Origin of the sequence: Mesorhizobium sp. M0145 (assembly GCF_040322355.1) — a bacterium.
Classification (GTDB): Bacteria; Pseudomonadota; Alphaproteobacteria; order Rhizobiales; family Rhizobiaceae; genus Mesorhizobium.
This window is the reverse complement of the sequence record NZ_JAMYTK010000007.1, coordinates 193,839-210,021: the sequence shown is the minus strand read 5'-3', so window position 1 is coordinate 210,021 and position 16,183 is coordinate 193,839. Positions and strand designations below refer to the sequence as shown.

At 63.6% G+C, this 16,183-nt stretch carries 17 protein-coding genes; 10 read left to right on the top strand and 7 right to left on the bottom strand.

Going from position 1 to position 16,183, the window contains the following annotated elements:
* Positions 1-189 precede the first annotated feature (189 nt).
* The 10 genes from msuE to NKJ28_RS13980 all read left to right on the top strand — a co-directional run bounded on the left by msuE (position 190) and on the right by NKJ28_RS13980 (position 7,049).
* The gene (msuE, locus tag NKJ28_RS14025) at positions 190-747 is read left to right on the top strand and encodes an FMN reductase (RefSeq protein ID WP_023677302.1); all 558 of its coding nucleotides are present in this window, start codon (positions 190-192) and stop codon (positions 745-747) included.
* A gap of 52 nt (positions 748-799) precedes the next feature.
* A complete protein-coding gene (locus tag NKJ28_RS14020) occupies positions 800-2,164 on the top strand; it encodes an LLM class flavin-dependent oxidoreductase (RefSeq protein ID WP_352621356.1) in 1,365 nt (454 codons plus the stop codon).
* 40 nt (positions 2,165-2,204) lie between these two features.
* Complete coding sequence (locus tag NKJ28_RS14015; RefSeq protein WP_023677300.1) at positions 2,205-3,053, top strand: ABC transporter permease; 849 nt, start codon at positions 2,205-2,207, stop codon at positions 3,051-3,053.
* Between the two features lie 58 nt (positions 3,054-3,111).
* Positions 3,112-4,110, top strand: coding sequence for an ABC transporter substrate-binding protein (locus NKJ28_RS14010; protein ID WP_352587126.1), 999 nt, complete (start codon positions 3,112-3,114; stop codon positions 4,108-4,110).
* Between the two features lie 37 nt (positions 4,111-4,147).
* Positions 4,148-4,909 (top strand): ABC transporter ATP-binding protein, encoded by a 762-nt coding sequence (locus tag NKJ28_RS14005; protein WP_352636036.1) that lies wholly within the window; start codon positions 4,148-4,150, stop codon positions 4,907-4,909.
* A 160-nt stretch (positions 4,910-5,069) separates the two neighbouring features.
* A complete protein-coding gene (locus NKJ28_RS14000; RefSeq protein ID WP_352621361.1) occupies positions 5,070-5,702 on the top strand; it encodes a BA14K family protein in 633 nt (210 codons plus the stop codon).
* A gap of 127 nt (positions 5,703-5,829) precedes the next feature.
* Positions 5,830-6,159, top strand: a complete 330-nt coding sequence (locus NKJ28_RS13995; protein WP_352621363.1) for a DUF2934 domain-containing protein — start codon at positions 5,830-5,832, stop codon at positions 6,157-6,159.
* Between the two features lie 3 nt (positions 6,160-6,162).
* Positions 6,163-6,312: a hypothetical protein gene (locus tag NKJ28_RS13990; RefSeq protein WP_023677295.1), complete on the top strand. Its 150-nt coding sequence runs from the start codon at positions 6,163-6,165 to the stop codon at positions 6,310-6,312.
* A gap of 212 nt (positions 6,313-6,524) precedes the next feature.
* Entirely contained in the window at positions 6,525-6,785 is a 261-nt protein-coding gene (locus NKJ28_RS13985) for a hypothetical protein (RefSeq protein ID WP_352621365.1), read from the top strand.
* Positions 6,786-6,788: 3 nt separating this feature from the next.
* On the top strand, positions 6,789-7,049 hold the full coding sequence (locus NKJ28_RS13980) for a hypothetical protein (protein WP_023677293.1): 261 nt from the start codon (positions 6,789-6,791) through the stop codon (positions 7,047-7,049).
* Here NKJ28_RS13980 and NKJ28_RS13975 read toward each other — a convergent pair.
* The 7 genes from NKJ28_RS13975 to NKJ28_RS13945 all read right to left on the bottom strand — a co-directional run bounded on the left by NKJ28_RS13975 (position 7,046) and on the right by NKJ28_RS13945 (position 16,138).
* The gene (locus tag NKJ28_RS13975) at positions 7,046-7,750 is read right to left on the bottom strand and encodes an SOS response-associated peptidase (protein WP_352587144.1); all 705 of its coding nucleotides are present in this window, start codon (positions 7,748-7,750) and stop codon (positions 7,046-7,048) included. The two genes, NKJ28_RS13980 and NKJ28_RS13975, sit on opposite strands and share 4 nt — an antisense overlap.
* 113 nt (positions 7,751-7,863) lie before the next feature.
* On the bottom strand, positions 7,864-8,079 hold the full coding sequence (locus NKJ28_RS13970; RefSeq protein WP_023677289.1) for a hypothetical protein: 216 nt from the start codon (positions 8,077-8,079) through the stop codon (positions 7,864-7,866).
* Between the two features lie 1,086 nt (positions 8,080-9,165).
* A complete protein-coding gene (locus NKJ28_RS13965; protein ID WP_352636032.1) occupies positions 9,166-10,953 on the bottom strand; it encodes an ABC transporter ATP-binding protein in 1,788 nt (595 codons plus the stop codon).
* Between the two features lie 9 nt (positions 10,954-10,962).
* The gene (locus NKJ28_RS13960) at positions 10,963-11,991 is read right to left on the bottom strand and encodes a glycosyltransferase family 2 protein (protein WP_502898197.1); all 1,029 of its coding nucleotides are present in this window, start codon (positions 11,989-11,991) and stop codon (positions 10,963-10,965) included.
* A gap of 6 nt (positions 11,992-11,997) precedes the next feature.
* The gene (locus tag NKJ28_RS13955; RefSeq protein WP_352636030.1) at positions 11,998-13,101 is read right to left on the bottom strand and encodes a glycosyltransferase family 2 protein; all 1,104 of its coding nucleotides are present in this window, start codon (positions 13,099-13,101) and stop codon (positions 11,998-12,000) included.
* Between the two features lie 2 nt (positions 13,102-13,103).
* Positions 13,104-14,297, bottom strand: a complete 1,194-nt coding sequence (locus tag NKJ28_RS13950) for an acyltransferase family protein (protein WP_352636028.1) — start codon at positions 14,295-14,297, stop codon at positions 13,104-13,106.
* A gap of 434 nt (positions 14,298-14,731) precedes the next feature.
* Entirely contained in the window at positions 14,732-16,138 is a 1,407-nt protein-coding gene (locus tag NKJ28_RS13945; RefSeq protein ID WP_352636026.1) for an MFS transporter, read from the bottom strand.
* Between the last annotated feature and the right edge of the window lie 45 nt (positions 16,139-16,183).

The window sequence follows — 16,183 nt, the reverse complement described above, 5'->3', positions numbered from 1 at the left end:
TGCGGCGGATCTTGCAACGCGCTGCGGCGCGTTGAATGAACCAATTGCGGGCGATGTGCCGCAAACTCAGTTCGCTCATCACCCAGCTTTTGAAATTTTCTCGCTCTTTTAATTCTACAAACTCTCTAGACTTAAAATAGATCGCTAGACCCAAGATCTTGAAATAGAGCGCTTGAGAGGGAGCCAGGAATGTCGAAAAAGCTCGTGGTGGGGCTGTCGGGCAACTTGACCCGGCCATCGAAGACCAAGGCGTTCGTCAGCCACATTGTCGGGCAGGCCGCCGAAAGCATCGGCGCGGCCTCGGCCGTCTTCGACATCGAGGATCTCGGCGCGTCCCTGCCGCAGGCAAGGCGCCTCGGCGACCTCGACCCGGCGGCGCGCAACATCGTCGAACGGCTGCTGGGCGCCGACATCCTGGTGGCCGGCTCGCCGACTTTCAAAGGCAGCTATACCGGGCTTTTCAAGCATTTCTTCGACCTGCTCGATCCGTCATCGCTGAGGGGCAAGCCCGTCATCCTCGCCGCGACCGGCGGCGGCGAGCGCCATTCGCTGATCGTCGAGCACCAGTTGCGGCCGCTGTTCGGCTTCTTCGAGGCGCTGACCGTGCCGACCGCGATCTACGCCTCCGACAAGGATTTTGCCAATGGCGTGCTGGTGTCGGAAGCCATCCACGCCCGCGCCCGGCAGGCGGTCGCCGAGGCATGCCGTGTAACCGGGGTGCCCTACGGCGTCGGCCTTGCCGCCTGAACGCACCGCTGACCCGAGATCCCCTTTCCGATCCGTCCAGGAGCACGCCGCGATGACCAGATCCACCAAATCCAGGCAAATCAAACTGGGCGCTTTCCTGCCCGGCGGCGGACAGCATATCGCCGCCTGGCGCCACCCCGAGGCGCCGGCCGACGGCGCCACCAATTTCGAGTTCCACAAGCAGCTCGCCCTGACCGCCGAGCGCGGCCTGTTCGATGCCTATTTCCTCGCCGACAATCTGACGGTCGGGCTCGGCGCCCGCGAAGGCGGCAATGCCAAGATCGCCGGCTTCGAGCCGGTGACGCTGTTTGCAGCGCTGTCGCCGCTCACCACGCATCTCGGCTTCATCGCTACCGCCTCGACCACCTACGAGGAGCCCTACACGCTCGCCCGCAAATTCGCCTCGCTCGATCATCTGTCGAATGGCCGCGCCGGCTGGAACGTCGTCACCTCGGCCGGCGACGAAACCGCGCGCAACTTCAATCGCGAGACGCAGCCTGCCCACGCCGAGCGCTATGCCCGCGCGCATGAACATGTCGAGACGGTCAAGGCGCTGTGGGACAGCTGGGAGGACGATGCCTTCATCCGCGACAAGAAATCGGGGCGCTTCTACGACAAGGACAAGCTCCACGACATCGACCACAAGGGCGCGCATTTCAGCGTGAAAGGGCCGCTCAACGTGCCGCGCCCGGTGCAGGGGCATCCGGTCCTGGTGCAGGCGGGGCAATCGGAAGACGGTCGCAAGCTCGCCGCCCACTCGGCGGAAGTCATCTTCACCGCCCATCAGAACCTGGCGTCGGCGCAGGAATTCTATCGCGATATCAAGGCGCGCGTGACGGCCGCCGGCCGCGATCCCGAGCAGGTGCTGATCATGCCGGGCGTGGCACCCTTCGTCGGCCGCACCGAAGAAGAAGCGCGTGCCAAGTACCAGCAGCTGAACGATCTCATCCTGCCCGAAGACGGCGTCGCCCTGCTCAATGGGCTGGCCGGCCAGACGCTCGACATCACCGGCTATCCGCTCGATGGACCGCTGCCGCCGAGCAAGGAGACCGAAGGCATGAAGAGCCGCCAGGCGCTGATCCGCCAGATTGCCGACGAGCACAACTTCACCATCCGACAGCTCTACCAATGGGTGGCAACGGCCCGCGGCCATTATACCGTCATCGGCAGCGCCACGCAGGTCGCCGATCAGCTGGAGGAATGGTTTGGCAACGAAGCCGCCGACGGCTTCAACATCCTGCCGCCCTGGCTGCCCGGCGGGCTCGACGACTTCGTCGAGCTGGTGATCCCCGAACTGCAGCGCCGCGGTCTGTTCCGCACCGCCTATGAAGGCAGGACACTGCGCGAGAACCTCGGCCTCAGGCGGCCGGAAAACCCCTGGACCGCCGCCCGCTCGGCGGTGCTGGCCGCCGAATAATCCCGAGAAGCCCGATATTTTCCAAGCAGGAGGCAACACGATGACCTTGCAGCACATCGAACAGGCCGCCAGCCTCGGCACGCCTGACAGCACGACAAGCCTCGGCACGGACTTCCTGCGCCTCGGTGGCCGGGCGGGCATCCGCTTCCTGTCGCGCTACGGCGTCCTCATCGCTTTCCTCGCAATCTGGCAAGTGTCGAGCAGCGCGGGCTGGGTCAACGCGGCCGTGCTGCCGCCGATCGACATGATTGTCGCAGCACTTTGGAAGGGGCTGGCCGGCGGCACTCTGCTCGGCGACATCGCCATCAGCCTGCAGCGCGCCGGTCTCGCTTTCGCGGCCGCCGTGCTGGTCGCCATCCCGCTCGGCCTGTTCATGGGCCAGGTGCGGGCGGTCGAGACCGCGCTCGATCCCATCCTGCAGGTCTTCCGCCAGACCTCGGCGCTGGCGCTCTATCCCGTCTTCATCCTGCTGCTTGGGCTCGGCGAAGCCTCCAAGGTGTTCGTCATCTTCTGGGCGACGCTGTTCCCGTTGCTGCTCAACACCATCGGCGGCGTCAAGCAGGTCGATCCGAAACTGCTGGAGATGGCCCGCGTCTATGGTGCCAGGCAGCTCACCGTCTTCCGTCGCGTCGTGCTGCCCGGCGCCGTGCCGTCGATCTTCGTTGGGCTTAGGCTCAGCGCCACCACGGCGCTGCTCCTTCTGATCGCCTCCGAAATGATCGGCGCCAACAAGGGCATCGGCTTTCAGGTGATGAACGCGCAGTACAACTTCCAGATCCCGCTGATGTTTGCGGCAATCGTCATCCTCGCCGGCCTCGGCCTGATCGCCAACCAGGCGCTGGTCAGCCTGCAGCGGCGGCTCTGCCGCTGGAGCAATGCCGTCGACTGACCACCCGCGCTTACCAATCTCAACCAGGCCAGAACTCAAATCAGGAAAGACCCGGACCATGAAAATCTCCCGCCGTTCCCTGCTTGCCGGCGCGCCCTTCGCCGCCGGCCTTCTCGCCGCCGGCCTGCCGCGCTTCGCCTTTGCCGAAGCGGCACCCGTCAAGTTCCGCTCCCTCGCCAGCCGTGGCAGCATCTCTCCGCATGAGCTGGCCGGCGAGCTCGGCTATTTCAAAGGCCTCGGTATCGAGGTCGAGAATGTCGGCTATTCCGGCGGCGGCCCGGAATCATTGTTTGCGCTCGCCTCCGGCAGCGTCGATATCGGCTCGGCTGCAACCGCAGCCGTGATCAACTCGATCTCCGGCGGCAACGACTTCGTCGCCGTCTATCCGAGCAACGGCATCAACAGCAAGGTGCGCAGCGTCTTCTACGTGCTCGATGACAGCCCGATCAAATCGATCGCCGACATTGCCGGCAAGACCATCGCCGTCAACACGCTCGGCGCCCATCTCGACTATACCGTGCGCGAGGCGCTGCACAGCGTCGGCCTGTCGCCGGACGCCGCCAATCTCGTCGTCGTGCCCGGACCGCAGCTCGAACAGACCTTGCGGTCCCGCCAGGTCGACATCGCGGCGCTGGGCTATTGGCAGGCGACATTTGCCGGGGCGCTGGTCGACAATGGCGGTGTGCGTGGCGTGTTCAACGACACCGACGTGCTGGGCGAGCTGGCGGGCGGCTTCGTCGTGCTCAGGCGCGACTTCATCGCCGCGCATCCCGACGCCGCCCGCAATTTCGTCGAGCAATCGGCGCGCGCCTCAGACTGGTCGCTGCAGAACCCCGACGAAGCGCGCAAGGTGCTGGCAAACATCCTCGACAAGCGCGGCGAAAACGGCGAGCTGGCGCGTTACTGGACCGGCTTCGGGCTGCGCCAGGGGGCAAAGGCGACGGATCGCGACATCGACTTCTGGGTCAGCGTGCTCGAGCGCGACGGCCGCCTGCCAAAGGGTAAGCTGAGGGCAGCGGACATCCTCTACCGGCCGGGCGAAACCAAGACCAACTGACAAAGGCAACCGACCAACCAGTTGGGAGACGCGCGCGATGAGCAGCACAAGCGGCGGTCAGGTCAGCATACGCGACCTGTCCAAATCGTTCAGCATCGGCGGGCGCTCGCTCGCCGTGTTGAGGACCCTCAACCTCGACATCCACTCGGGTGAATGCCTTGTCATCGTCGGCGCCAGCGGATCGGGCAAGACCACGCTGCTGCGCATCCTAGCCGGGCTGGAGGCTGCCGACAGCGGCGGCGTCGCCATCGACGGCATGCCGGTGCACGGCGTCGGCGCCGAGCGTGCGGTGATTTTCCAGGAGCCGCGCCTGCTGCCCTGGCTGACCGTGCTCGGCAATGTCGCCTTCGGTCTCGAAGTGCGCGGCGTGCCGAAGGCGGAGGCCGAGGAAAGGGCGCACTTCTATATCGCGCTGGTCGGCCTCGCCGAATTCAGCGATGCCTTTCCCCGGCAGCTATCGGGCGGCATGGCACAGCGCGTCGGCATCGCCCGCGCCTTGACCGTGCAGCCCGAAATCCTGCTGCTTGACGAGCCGCTGGGCGCGCTCGACGCGATGACCAAGATCGGCATGCAGGAGGAACTGGCGCGCATCTGGAGCGAGGAGAACGTCACCATGGTGATGGTGACGCACGACCTCGAGGAAGCGATCTACCTTGCCGACCGGGTGCTGATCCTGCCCAAGGAGAAAGGCGGCGCGGCGCGGCTGATCGACATCGACCTGCCCCGCCCGCGCGAGCGCAGCGAAAGCCGTTTCGTACGCTACCGCGAGGAACTGCTGCGCGAATTCGGCCTGCACTGAAAGCCGCCTAAGAGGCCTTGGTTCCTCGCCCCGCGAAGCGGGGAGAGGTGTCTCGGCGAAGCCGAGACGGAGAGGGGCCCCTCTTTGAGTGCCCCGCGCTTTCCTGGAACCGGATTCCCCGCCCCCGCATTTCCTTAACCGGGAGGCGAAGGAGCGCGGCATGAAAGCCTTGTTCGCAATCTTTGGCGGCTTCGTGCTGACGCTTGCCGTATTCGCCAGCGGCCTCGCCTTCGCCACCTGGCTTCTAATAGCCAAGCCGGTACGGCCGGCCGCCCCGGTCTCCAGCGTCGCCGAACTGTGGGCCAAGGACCCGCGACCGGTGAACCCGGCCTCGCAGCGCCTCGAGCGCCTCCCGGCCCGCCCGGTCCCCGTTCGCACCTCGGAAGTTGATCGCAGCTCGAAACCCGCCGATGCCGCAGCGTCGACAACCGACATCACCGCGACCGGCTCTACCCAGCCACCAGCGGAAGAGCAGCAGACGCTACCCGCCGCCCATGTCGAATGGTGCGCCAGCCGCTACCGCTCCTACCGGCCGGACGACAACCGCTACACGTCCTACAGCGGACAACAGCGCCCCTGCATCTCGCCCTATCTCGACATCACCGATGACGGCAGCTACGTCGAGGCGAGCGATAGGTCGTCACTGGAGGGCTACCCGCCATCGGACGAAACCGGCGCCGCCGAGCTCTCATCCGATCACGTGCAATACTGCTTCAGCCGCTACCGGTCATATCGACCGGAGGACAACAGCTATCAGCCGTATTCCGGGGGGCCGCGCAGGCAGTGCGAGTAGGCAGGCCGGGGGGTGGCTGGCGGCCGCAGTGCATGGCGCCTTGTGCGACCCACCCAACGATCAAGCAGATTTCTTGGATCGTTCGGGTTGGCGCGGCGTTCATCCGATACCCAAAGGAGAAGTCAACATGGGCGACGACCGGGAAGACAAGATTCGTGAGCGCGCATACCAGATCTGGGAACGCGAAGGCGGGATCCATGGCGATCCCAAGCGGCACTGGCACCAGGCCGAGGCCGAGATCGACAGGGAGGCAGCCCTGCCACTGACGGCAGGCGATGCCCTGCCGGAAACCCGCGAGGTCGCGAGCTCCGACGTTTTGACGGTGGAGGCCCTGGCGGTGCGCACCGGCATATCGGGCGAACAGGCGCAGGAGCTGATCGACAGGCTGGGAAACGACAGGGCGGCTATCGAACAAGCCGCGCGCAACCTTAAGGGGAAGCAGCGGCTCGGGGAGTGACAGATGATCAGAAAACTCAAGGACGGAAAATACCGCCTCTATTCGCGCAAGAAGGACGAAAAGACCGGCAAGCGCCGCAATCTCGGCACCTTCGATACCCGCGAGGCCGCCGAAAAGCACGAACGCGAGGTGCAGTATTTCAAGAGGCATTGAGGGGCGTGCTGTCGCTTCCCAGGCAGCCGCGCCGGAGGGCAGCCTCCTAGGCTGTCCAGCGTCACGATGTGGTCCTTGGCGGTGCCTCCAGCGTTCCTGTTGAAATTGAACAAAACGGGAACAAAAATGTCAAGAGCGAATTGACTCTGCGAGGAATGCCTTCCTATTTGTCAGTAGGCGGGGCGGTTGCTCACAAATCGAGGAGAGCCGCGATGGGCAGACGAAAAAGCCGGTTTGACAGGCTGTCGGCGAGGGATGCGGAGGCGATCATCAGGGACACTTTGAGCCTGCGCAAGACGGTGCTGTCGTCGCAGCTGCATCTGAAGGCGCATGGCGAGCTGTTCTGGCAGCTTTGCGGGCTTGTCGAGAAATTGCACGAGGTGCTGGCCAGCGTCGCGGAGAAGGAGCCCGATTACCGGATGGCGGAGCTTGGCCTGCTTCCCCTCCCCGAGGATTACTCGACCCGGAAATGAGCCATGGCCGGGCCGATGGACAGCGTTGGGCGTGCCGCCAAGGCCAACATGCTGCTCATCGTGGAGTGCGGCCATTGCTACCATGTCGGACGCTTCAGGGCGAATGACGTGGCCCAGGTGGTGGGCTGGAACAAGCCGCTGGAAGCGATCAGGTTCAGGTGCAAACGATGCAGCCGCAAGGACACGACGGTGAAGACGCAGTTCATCGACCAGGACCATCCACCCAAGGGCTACATCTGGGTGCTGCAGAAGTTCAAGCGCTAAAACAACGAGCCTTGCACCGGCGCCTGCTGCGGAAACTTGATCTGTGTCGCCGGCTTGTCGACGATCACCAGCGCGTCATCGGGCGCCGTGCGCTGCAGGTGCCTTGCCTCCGACCACGGCGCGGTGAGCCAGGCCTCGGTTTCTTCCGGCGTGGTCAGGATCACCGGCATCGCCTTCTCGTGGATCGGCGCGATCAGCGCGTTGGGCTGGGTCGTCATGAAGCCATAGACCTGGTGATCGGCGGGGCCGTCCTTGATCTTGCGAATGCCCTGCCAGCGCGTCCACAGGCCGGCAAAGAAGAATAGCGGGCGGTCCTCGCCGAGTGCAAACCAGTAGTTGCGCTGAATGCCGGTCTCGGGGTCCTTGTCGCCGGGCGTCGGGCTGGGCTCGGCGAAGCTGGTGACAGGCACCACGCAGCGGTTCTCGATGCCGAGATATTGCTGCCAATGGCCATATTGCGGATTGCGGATATTGGTGGTGCCATAGTCGGCCTTGCCCTTGACCCGCTCCAGTGGCGTCGGCATGCCCCACAGCAGATTGGCCAATTCGCGTTCGCCGTCCGGCGCGTTGCGCACCACCGGGCCGGGCTGGTTGGGATAGATGTCGATGGAGGGTTCGAGATTGCCGAGGATGTCGCGCAAGGCGCGGGTCCACTGGCGGATAGCCTCCTGGCTGGTCGTGATGTTGTAGAGATTGCACATTTTCAGGCCGTTCCCGGATGCTCAGGCATCTTGTTGGAAACGGCCCGGAATTTCCAGCGCTGTCCGTTGAGTTGCTGACACGGCAGGCCGTGTCAGCAATGGCTTTGTGAGACCTACCGCGCCGATTGTCTCATAGCTTGTGCGGCTACCGCCGCGAGAAAAGCCCTCGCCGCGGCATCGCAGGCCGCTCGAGACGGGCCTTTGGCGAAAAGAAGAAGCTCGGCGGCTCGAATGTTGAGCCCGTGCTTCCTTGCGAATGTGGCTAGATCGTAAGGCTTGTTGTCGTAAGGTTCGTCGTAATCGATCGTCAGATCGTAGTTTTCTTTCATTTTCTTCCTCCCGTTAGCGATCTCCCCCCTCCTGTCGCTAACGCAAAATTAACGTCGATGGCGGCGGGCGAGTCCACCAATCACAGATTGTGTAAAAAACGTACGAGCTCGCATGCTCGCCCTCGCAACGGGCCTGCGAGCAATCGCCGCCGACCGGACCGGTCGAAAGAGCCGATTATGATGGCAATGTTGGAAAGGCTGCCACGGCCTGGTGCTACGAGGTGTCCGCGACGCCTAGCGTGCCTAAATGGCCGGCATTTTCATCTTCCGGGCCCCGGTCCGCAGCCGGCCTCGTTGGGTCCAGCTAAAGGATAAATCCGGCTAATAATACCGTAAGGAGTAGTGATAGCGGAACGGCCGCAAGACACCAGATCTCCAACGTGTTGTTTTGCATCGGGTCCATCATCAGCCTCACTTTTTGGTTTGTCATTGTGACACTAACGGTTGGTCGGAGGTAGCGGTTCCAAGCGACCCCGTTCATAGAGCGCTGCCTGTGCTGCATATTAGCAACAGCTTGACGACCGCTGAGCCCGTACCGCTTGGACAACTTCACTGGCGCCGGTGGATGCGTATTCCGCAGGACTGCAAGCGCCCCTCGGCATCAGTCGTGCGGGGATCGATCGCCGCCCATCATCAGCGCCGAGCCGGTCATGCCCCGGAACCCAATGGCTGCATCTATCTCCGGCCGAAGTTTCGCTACCACCGAGCCGATCCGATGTTCACTCCAGCCAGCGATGCGCGTTTACAGGGACCTAAGTCTGACCTGCCTGCGCAATGGTCTTGTGTACGGCCGGCGTCGGGAACAACTGCGCCCGTCTTCAGTTGATGGCGTCACCTCCTCGAGGAGACATCGGCGCAGAATCAGTCCCTTCATGCGCTGATTAGGGTCCGCCTGCCATTGCTGGATTTGGCAGGCGGACCCTTGGTTCGGTACGCTCCAGATGGAAAGCGGGTAAGCTCGGGATCACTCATCATCCCAGAAATCCCGTAGAGACGTATGGCGGAGGTCTTCCTCGCCCCTGAGATGCTTGACCTGGCTTGACATCCGAGACGACCTCCCAGCGCGCGCATGCAGCGGGGTCGCCCTCAGCCTTCCAGCGCCTCGTGCTGGTAAAGCTCGTCCATGCTGAGCGTCGCCAGGGCGGCGAAGGGTGCCTGCTTTTTCACGCGGCCGTGGCTCAGGATCACGACGTCGTCGCAGAACGAGATGGTGCTGCGATGATGGCTGATGACGATGGTGGTGCGACGGCCGGCGCGCGACTTGAGCGTCTCGACGATTGCCGCTTCCGACAGGCCGTCCACCGCATTGGTGGCTTCGTCGAGGATGAGGATATCGGGATCGCGCACCAGGGCCCTGGCCAGCGCGATCCGCTGCCGCTGTCCCGCCGAGAGATTGACGCCACGGTAGCCGACGACCGTCCGGTAGCCTTGCGGCAGTTGCTCGATGAAGCCATGCGCTTCGGCCAGTTTTGCCGCGCGCTCGGCGTCATCGGCCGAGGCCGCGTCCTGGCCGTAGATGATGTTGTCGAAAATCGTGCCGTCGACCAGCTCCAGCTCCTGGCTGGCGAGCGCGATGTGCTTTCGCCATTGGCTGGGGTCGATGCGGTCCAGAGGCGATCCATCAACGAGAATCCTGCCGCTATCCGGTTCGACGAAGCGGCACAAAAGATTGACGATCGTCGTCTTGCCGGCGCCCGACCGGCCGATCAGCGCGGTCGAGCGGCCGCTGCGGAGGTCGAAACTCGCCGCATGCAGCACCACCGCGCGCTGCTCCGAGCCGGAATAGGTAAAGGTGACGTCCTCGAACTTGATGCCTTGGCTGAGCCCGGGGAACGCTGCGCTGCCTTGCGGCGGCGCGGGCTTGCCGGACGGGTCCAGCATCCACGTCACCTCTTCCAGCGATCCGCTCAGGCCCTGCAGCTGGCTCCAGGCCATTTGCAGCGACCGCATGTAGGGCTGCAGCCGGTAGAGCAGGATGACGAAGGCGACGATCAGCGGGAAGGAAACATTGGCGAACCAGGCGCCGATCACCACCGCCAGGAACAGCATGGCGTGCAGAACCTCGGTCAGCGGCGGCAACGCTCCCTGGCGGGTTAAAAGCACGAAGGCCGCCCGGCGCACCGCGTCGGATGCCTGGTCGAAAGCCGCTTTCTCGCGTTGCTCCTGGCCAAAAATGCGGATCAGCCGCCCGGCATGCACCAGATGCAGCATCTGCGATGCGAGCTGGCTGTTGCGGGAGGCGACGCTGCGGCTCGGCGCCTTCAGATTGGCCGACAGCATGGCGTGCGCGACCTGGACGAGGGCCAGCCCCAGCGTGACCAGCAGCGTCATTTGCCACGACAGAAGCAGCAGGAAGGCCAATAGGATGATTGCGGCCGATGCATTGACGATTGCCCCCAACGTGATCTGGATGGCATCCGAGGCCCGCCAGGATTCGTTGGAGATGATGTTGAGCAGCCGTCCGGGGCTTTGCTGCAGGAAGAACGGGTAGCCCACCCGCAGCAGCTGCTCCGATAGCTCGCTGCGGATCGAATGGCTCGCCTTGCCGTAGATGAAGGTGGTCAGCAGCGTGTTGGCGAAAGCGAACAGGTTCTTCAGCACGATCGAGCCGAGAATCGCGACGGATATGACGATCAGGCGGTCGCGCTCGCTCAGGCTCGATCCGACATGCTGGAAGACGGCGGAAAAGCCGGCCATGCCGGTCTGCCCCTGCTGCCCCATGATTATGTTCAGCAACGGGATGATCAGGCCGATGCCGAAGCCTTCAAGCGCGGCGCTGAGCAGCCCGAGCACCACCACGGCAGGAAGCAGGCGCAACTGCTTTCTTCCGAGCGCGCGGCGCAGCATCGGCAGGCTGGGCGGCATCAATCGCATGGTGGCGGATCACCTCGCCTCGGCATTTGCCTGTTGCTCCTGTCGCATTTGCGCCGGCTGCGGCGATTTCGCCAGCAAAAGCACCGCGAACTTGGCCGCGCCGAGCAAATTCATGCCGACGATCGGCCAGTGCGACAGCTTGAGTTCACGGTCGAACAGAGGGCCTTTCACCAGTTCGCGCATGGCCGCCCTCATCGACCAGTAGCAATGCCGAAGCAGCCACGGCGCGTGGCGGATATGTTTCAGGCAAAGCCCGCCATTGCCCATGCTGTAGTCGCGGTGCAGCTTTTCGATGGCCTTGCGGTCGCGCCGGCCGTGATGGTGATAGATAGTCATGTCGGGCACATATTCGACCGGGATCCCAAGTAGCACCGCCCGCACTAGATAGTCCGTATCCTCTGCGGAGCGCAGCGGGCCGCCGGCGCCGAACCGTTCGTCGAAACGGCCGATGCGGGCTGCAACATCGCGGTGCATCGTCATGTTGCAGCCAAGCACGAAGCCGCCGGGATGGACGTCTGGGGTAAGCCGCGCGCGTACCGGCGACCGCTTGATGGTGAACGGCAGGTCGCGGGGATCGCCGATCTCGACGCGGCCGCCGCGGATGACCCGTTCGCCTGCCGCATAGTGCCGCTGCAGATCGCGCAAATAATCCCGGTGGACTGCGCAATCATCATCGACGAAAACCAGCACGCGGCCCCGCGCCCGCTCCAGCCCGGCATTGCGCGCGGCCGCCAGTCCAGGTCGTGGTTCGCGAATGGCCGTGAACGGAATGTCCGAAAGTTCGGCTATGCCGGCCAGCCGCTCTGCTGTGCAGTCGGTCGAACCGTTGTCGACAACCACCAGTTCGGCAGAGAAGGCAGCGTAGGCGCGGCACGCGGCCTGGATCGACTTTATGCAAGGCTCGAGCACGTTGACGCGGTCGCGTGTGCAGACAATGAAGCTGACCTCCGATGCCGGCCCGTGCTGCGGCCGGGGCGACATGGCCGCCGGCACCGTCGAGCGGCCGCGCTGCTGGAGCTGATGGGATTTGACGAACATGCGCTGCTAGCTCAACTGGTTCGAAGGCAAAACCGCCGCGGCCGGCACGGATTGCAGATACCGCGACAGGGCATCCACCTGCCTGGTGACCGACATCGAGGCGAGACTGAAACGCGGCGCGAAGGCACCGGTGCGAAACACGTACTGCTCGCGGCGCCGGATGAGTTTCCATTTCGCAGTCCGTGTAAGGAATTCGTGCATCAGCAGCGGCTGTCTTTCCCCCGATATCAGCTGGTAGAGGAAATAGAACAGGTTCAGCGTGCCAGCCTGGTAGCTCGGCCTCGTCTCGGCCGGCAGCGCGGCAATCCTTTCTTCAAGCGAAAGGATCCATTCGGCGGCACGGCGAACCGTGTCCATCGACAGGACTTCACCGATGCCGCGGAGGTCCTGCGTCTCTTGTACGAGCCCTTCGCGCTCGAGGTTCTCGGCGACGATCTTCAAATGCGTCCTGCGCATTTCGCGCTTGTGCCTGTTGGTCACGCTGTCGTCATGGATACGATAGGCGATCAGGCTTTCGGGGCTCATGGCCGCCGGGTAGCGGTCGGTCAGCCGCCTGAACAGGTCGAAATCCTCGGCATGCTTGTAGCTGGTATCGTAATATAGAACATCTTCTTCTATGACATTCCTGTTGTATACCACGGTGGAATGCATGAAGATCGTGAAGAACATCGACAATATACGCAGCGGATTGTCCTGGAATATCGGATCGGGCGAACCCCTGACGACGCGGTTGCCGAGCAAGGTATCGAAACCCGCGCCGCATAGAGCGAGGTCAGGCTGCTGGTTGAACAGCGCGACCTGCCGCGACAGGCGCTGGGGATAGGCGATGTCGTCGGCGTCCATCCTGGCGACCAGATCGCCGCGCGCCACGGCCAGGCCTTCGTTCAAAGTTGCGATCAGGCCGCGGTTTTCGCGTGAGATGATCGAGATGCGATTGTCGGCCTGGCGGTATTTCTGCAGGATCTGCAGCGAGTTGTCGGTCGAGCCGTCATCGATGGCGATGACCTCCAGACACTCGTAATCCTGCCGCAGGATGCTGCCCAGCGCAGCGGCGAGATAAGGTCCGGCATTGTAGATCGGCAGCACGACGGACACCAAGGGAGCAGCCATGATCAGCTCCGATCGGTTCGCTGCAGCTTGCGGGGGAAGCGTGATGCGCCATCGAGCGGCCTGCCCGGATATGCTCCCGCTGCGAGCCATCCGGCATTGCCCACGTCGATGCCTGCCGGGATGGCGCCGCGGCCCTTTCGAGCAACATAGGGGAAGTGGCGTTTGAGGCTGTTGAGCGGCTTCTCGAAAAGCAGCCACGAGACCGAGGCCAGCATGAGCGTCGCAGTTCCCGCGACCAGGAACCGTCCCGGCCCTTGTTCCGAGACGTTGAGCGGGATCCACGGCTGCGATTTGACGACCAACGCCAGCACTATCGGATGGCAGAGATAGACGCCGTAGCTGATGCGGCCAAGGCCAAGCAGCGGCGGCAGTTCGAGAAGTTTTCCGATATAGCCGCCAACCCCTGTCGAACAGCTTGCAACGATGACCACCAGCGGTACGAGAGGCAGGATCTGCAACAGCAGCCAGAGGCCCCATTCCTGCACCGGATTTGCCGGCGCCGGCGCAAACCACTGCAGAACGAAAAACGCCACCGCGAGCCCCGGCCAGCCATTTCGAAGCCATTGCGGCAAGCCGGCTGTTCTTGACCGGTAGGCGGCGAGCAGCGCGCCTGACGCCAATGCGTCCATCGACGCCGGCGGCAGCAGGTCGCGTGCCAAACCCGGCGTTCCAGCGATCGGCCAATAAAACCGATAGGCCAGCGACAGCACGATAACGCCGATGCAGATCGATTCCAGGCGCCGGCGCGGCGCCAGCAGGACGATCAGCGGCCAGACGATATAGAACTGCTCCTCGATGCTCAGGCTCCAGAAATGGCAGAGCAGCCAGGGCGTCCATTCATTCTGCGCCGCGTACCAGAAATTCGACAGATAGAACGCATGCCAGACCAGTGATCCTCTAGACTGCTCCAGGTCCACCAACCAGACGAAACCCAGCACGGCGAAATAGGGCGGGAATATCCGCAGCGCCCGCCTGATATAGAAGGATCTCAGCGCCGGTCCGGCTTCGAATTCGGCGGCCGAGCGGGCTTCGAGCAGCAGGCGGGTGATCAGAAAGCCGCTCAGCACGAAGAACAGACGCACGCCGATATGGCCCCAGAACGAGGACCCTCCAGCCGCGAAGAAATGGGAGTACAGCACCATCGTCACGGCGATGGCCCTCAGCGCGTCCAATTGGGTGTCGCGCGCATTTCCCATTAGTGACGTACGCCGGCGGGACGGCGAAACTGCCAATCGGTCAATATAGCGGCTTCGTTCACGGCGCATTCCAATCGGAAGCGCCCCCCTTGCGCAGAATAGGACCACCATTGTGCAACGCAACACAAAAAGTTGACACATTTGAAACAGGAACGTGAGGCACGGCTAATAAAAGCCAAAAACAGCAGGAACCAGCCCGAATTGTCCATTTTTGACGATTTTCTCGCACTCCCTTGGCCCGCCGATATCGGCGGCAGGGTGCTGCGATGCAGCATGTTCGCCGCCATCACGGGCGCGCAAGATCTGGGTCTGGACACAGATGCCCCCCACGGGACCGGCCGGCAACCGACGCTCGGCGACCTTTTTGCTGCGCTGGCGCGGCCTGCTGTTAACGCGACAACAGTGGGAGCAAGCGCAAGCTTCCCGCCTCCGAGTTACGCCTCCTTGCTGGCATTCGCGAGCACCACTGCGCGACGCTCCGGGAGCCCCAATCCGACGAGCGCGCCGGCGAGCGAGAGCAGAGCGGAGACGTCGATTGCCGAGGTGAAGCCATCGCTGAACGCGTCGGTGGACGAGAAGCTTCCAGTGCCGGCGAACACCGCACCGGCGATCGCGATCCCGGATACGCCACCGAGGAAGCGGAATGTGTTGAACGTGCCGGCAGCCTTGCCGACCTCCGGCCGGGCGACCGCATTGAGAACCGCGTTCTGCGCGGCAGGCATGGGCATCGACACGCCGGCACCGGTAATGATCAGCGGGGCGACTAGCTGGATATAGGGCAGATCAGGTGCTGCGATCTGCGCCAGCCAGGCCATTCCAGCCGCTTGCAGGATCAATCCGGCCACGACAAGCCAGCGCTCGCCAACGCGGTTGATCAGGCTGCCGGCGATCGGTGCGACCACGAAAAGCGTGGCGGTCCAAGGCAGCAATCCCATGCCGGCGCCGAGCGGCCCACGGCTCTGGGCAAACTGCAGAAACTGCGGCAACAGGAACACGAGCCCGTACATGGCGGCGCAGAGCAGGAAGTTCGCCCCTACGCCCGAGGAGAATGCGCGCGCCTGAAAGAACCGCAAAGGCAGCATGGGCTCACGGGTACGCAGCTGCCAAAGGACGAATGCGATGGCCAGAAGCAGCCCGGCCGTCAGCGCCGACAGCACTTCAGAGCTGCTCCAGCCCACGATGTTGCCGCGCATCAGGCCCCAGACCACTCCGAATGCCGCCGCAGTTACCAGCACGACGCCGAGGACATCGATTGCCGTGCCCGGCCCGTAACTCTCCGGAATCCGACGCATCACCAGCGGGATGAGAACGATGCCGACCGGGACATTGAGCCAGAAGATCCAGTGCCAGGAGAGCCCTTCGGAAATCGCACCGCCCGCCATCGGGCCGATGATCAGGGCCAGGCCGGTGATGCTGCTGAAGATACCCAGCGCCTTGCCTCGCTCCTCCGGGGGAAAAGCGACGCTCAGCAGCGCCATGGCCAGCGGCATGACCATTGCGGCACCTGCGCCCTGGACCGCACGGGCCGCAATCAGCAATCCGGCATTGCCAGCGAGCGCGCAGGCAACCGACGCTGCGACGAACAACGCCAATCCGGCAACGAGCGTACGGCGGCGGCCGAACCGGTCACCGAGCGCAGCCCCGGTCATGAGCAGGACGGCAAAACTCAAATTATAGGCGTTCATCGTCCATTGCAGCGTCTCCAGCGAGGCATCGAGCTCGACCCGCATCGTGCTCAATGCGGTCGCCACAACCATCGCATCGAGAACGACCATCAAGGAGCCTATCGACGTGAGGGCGAGAACCCAGACCTTCGTTGATCCCGCACTTTGCTTGCTCATGACTATGGCGCCTCCGGCTTGAACAAAGGGCTAGCCAAGTTCACG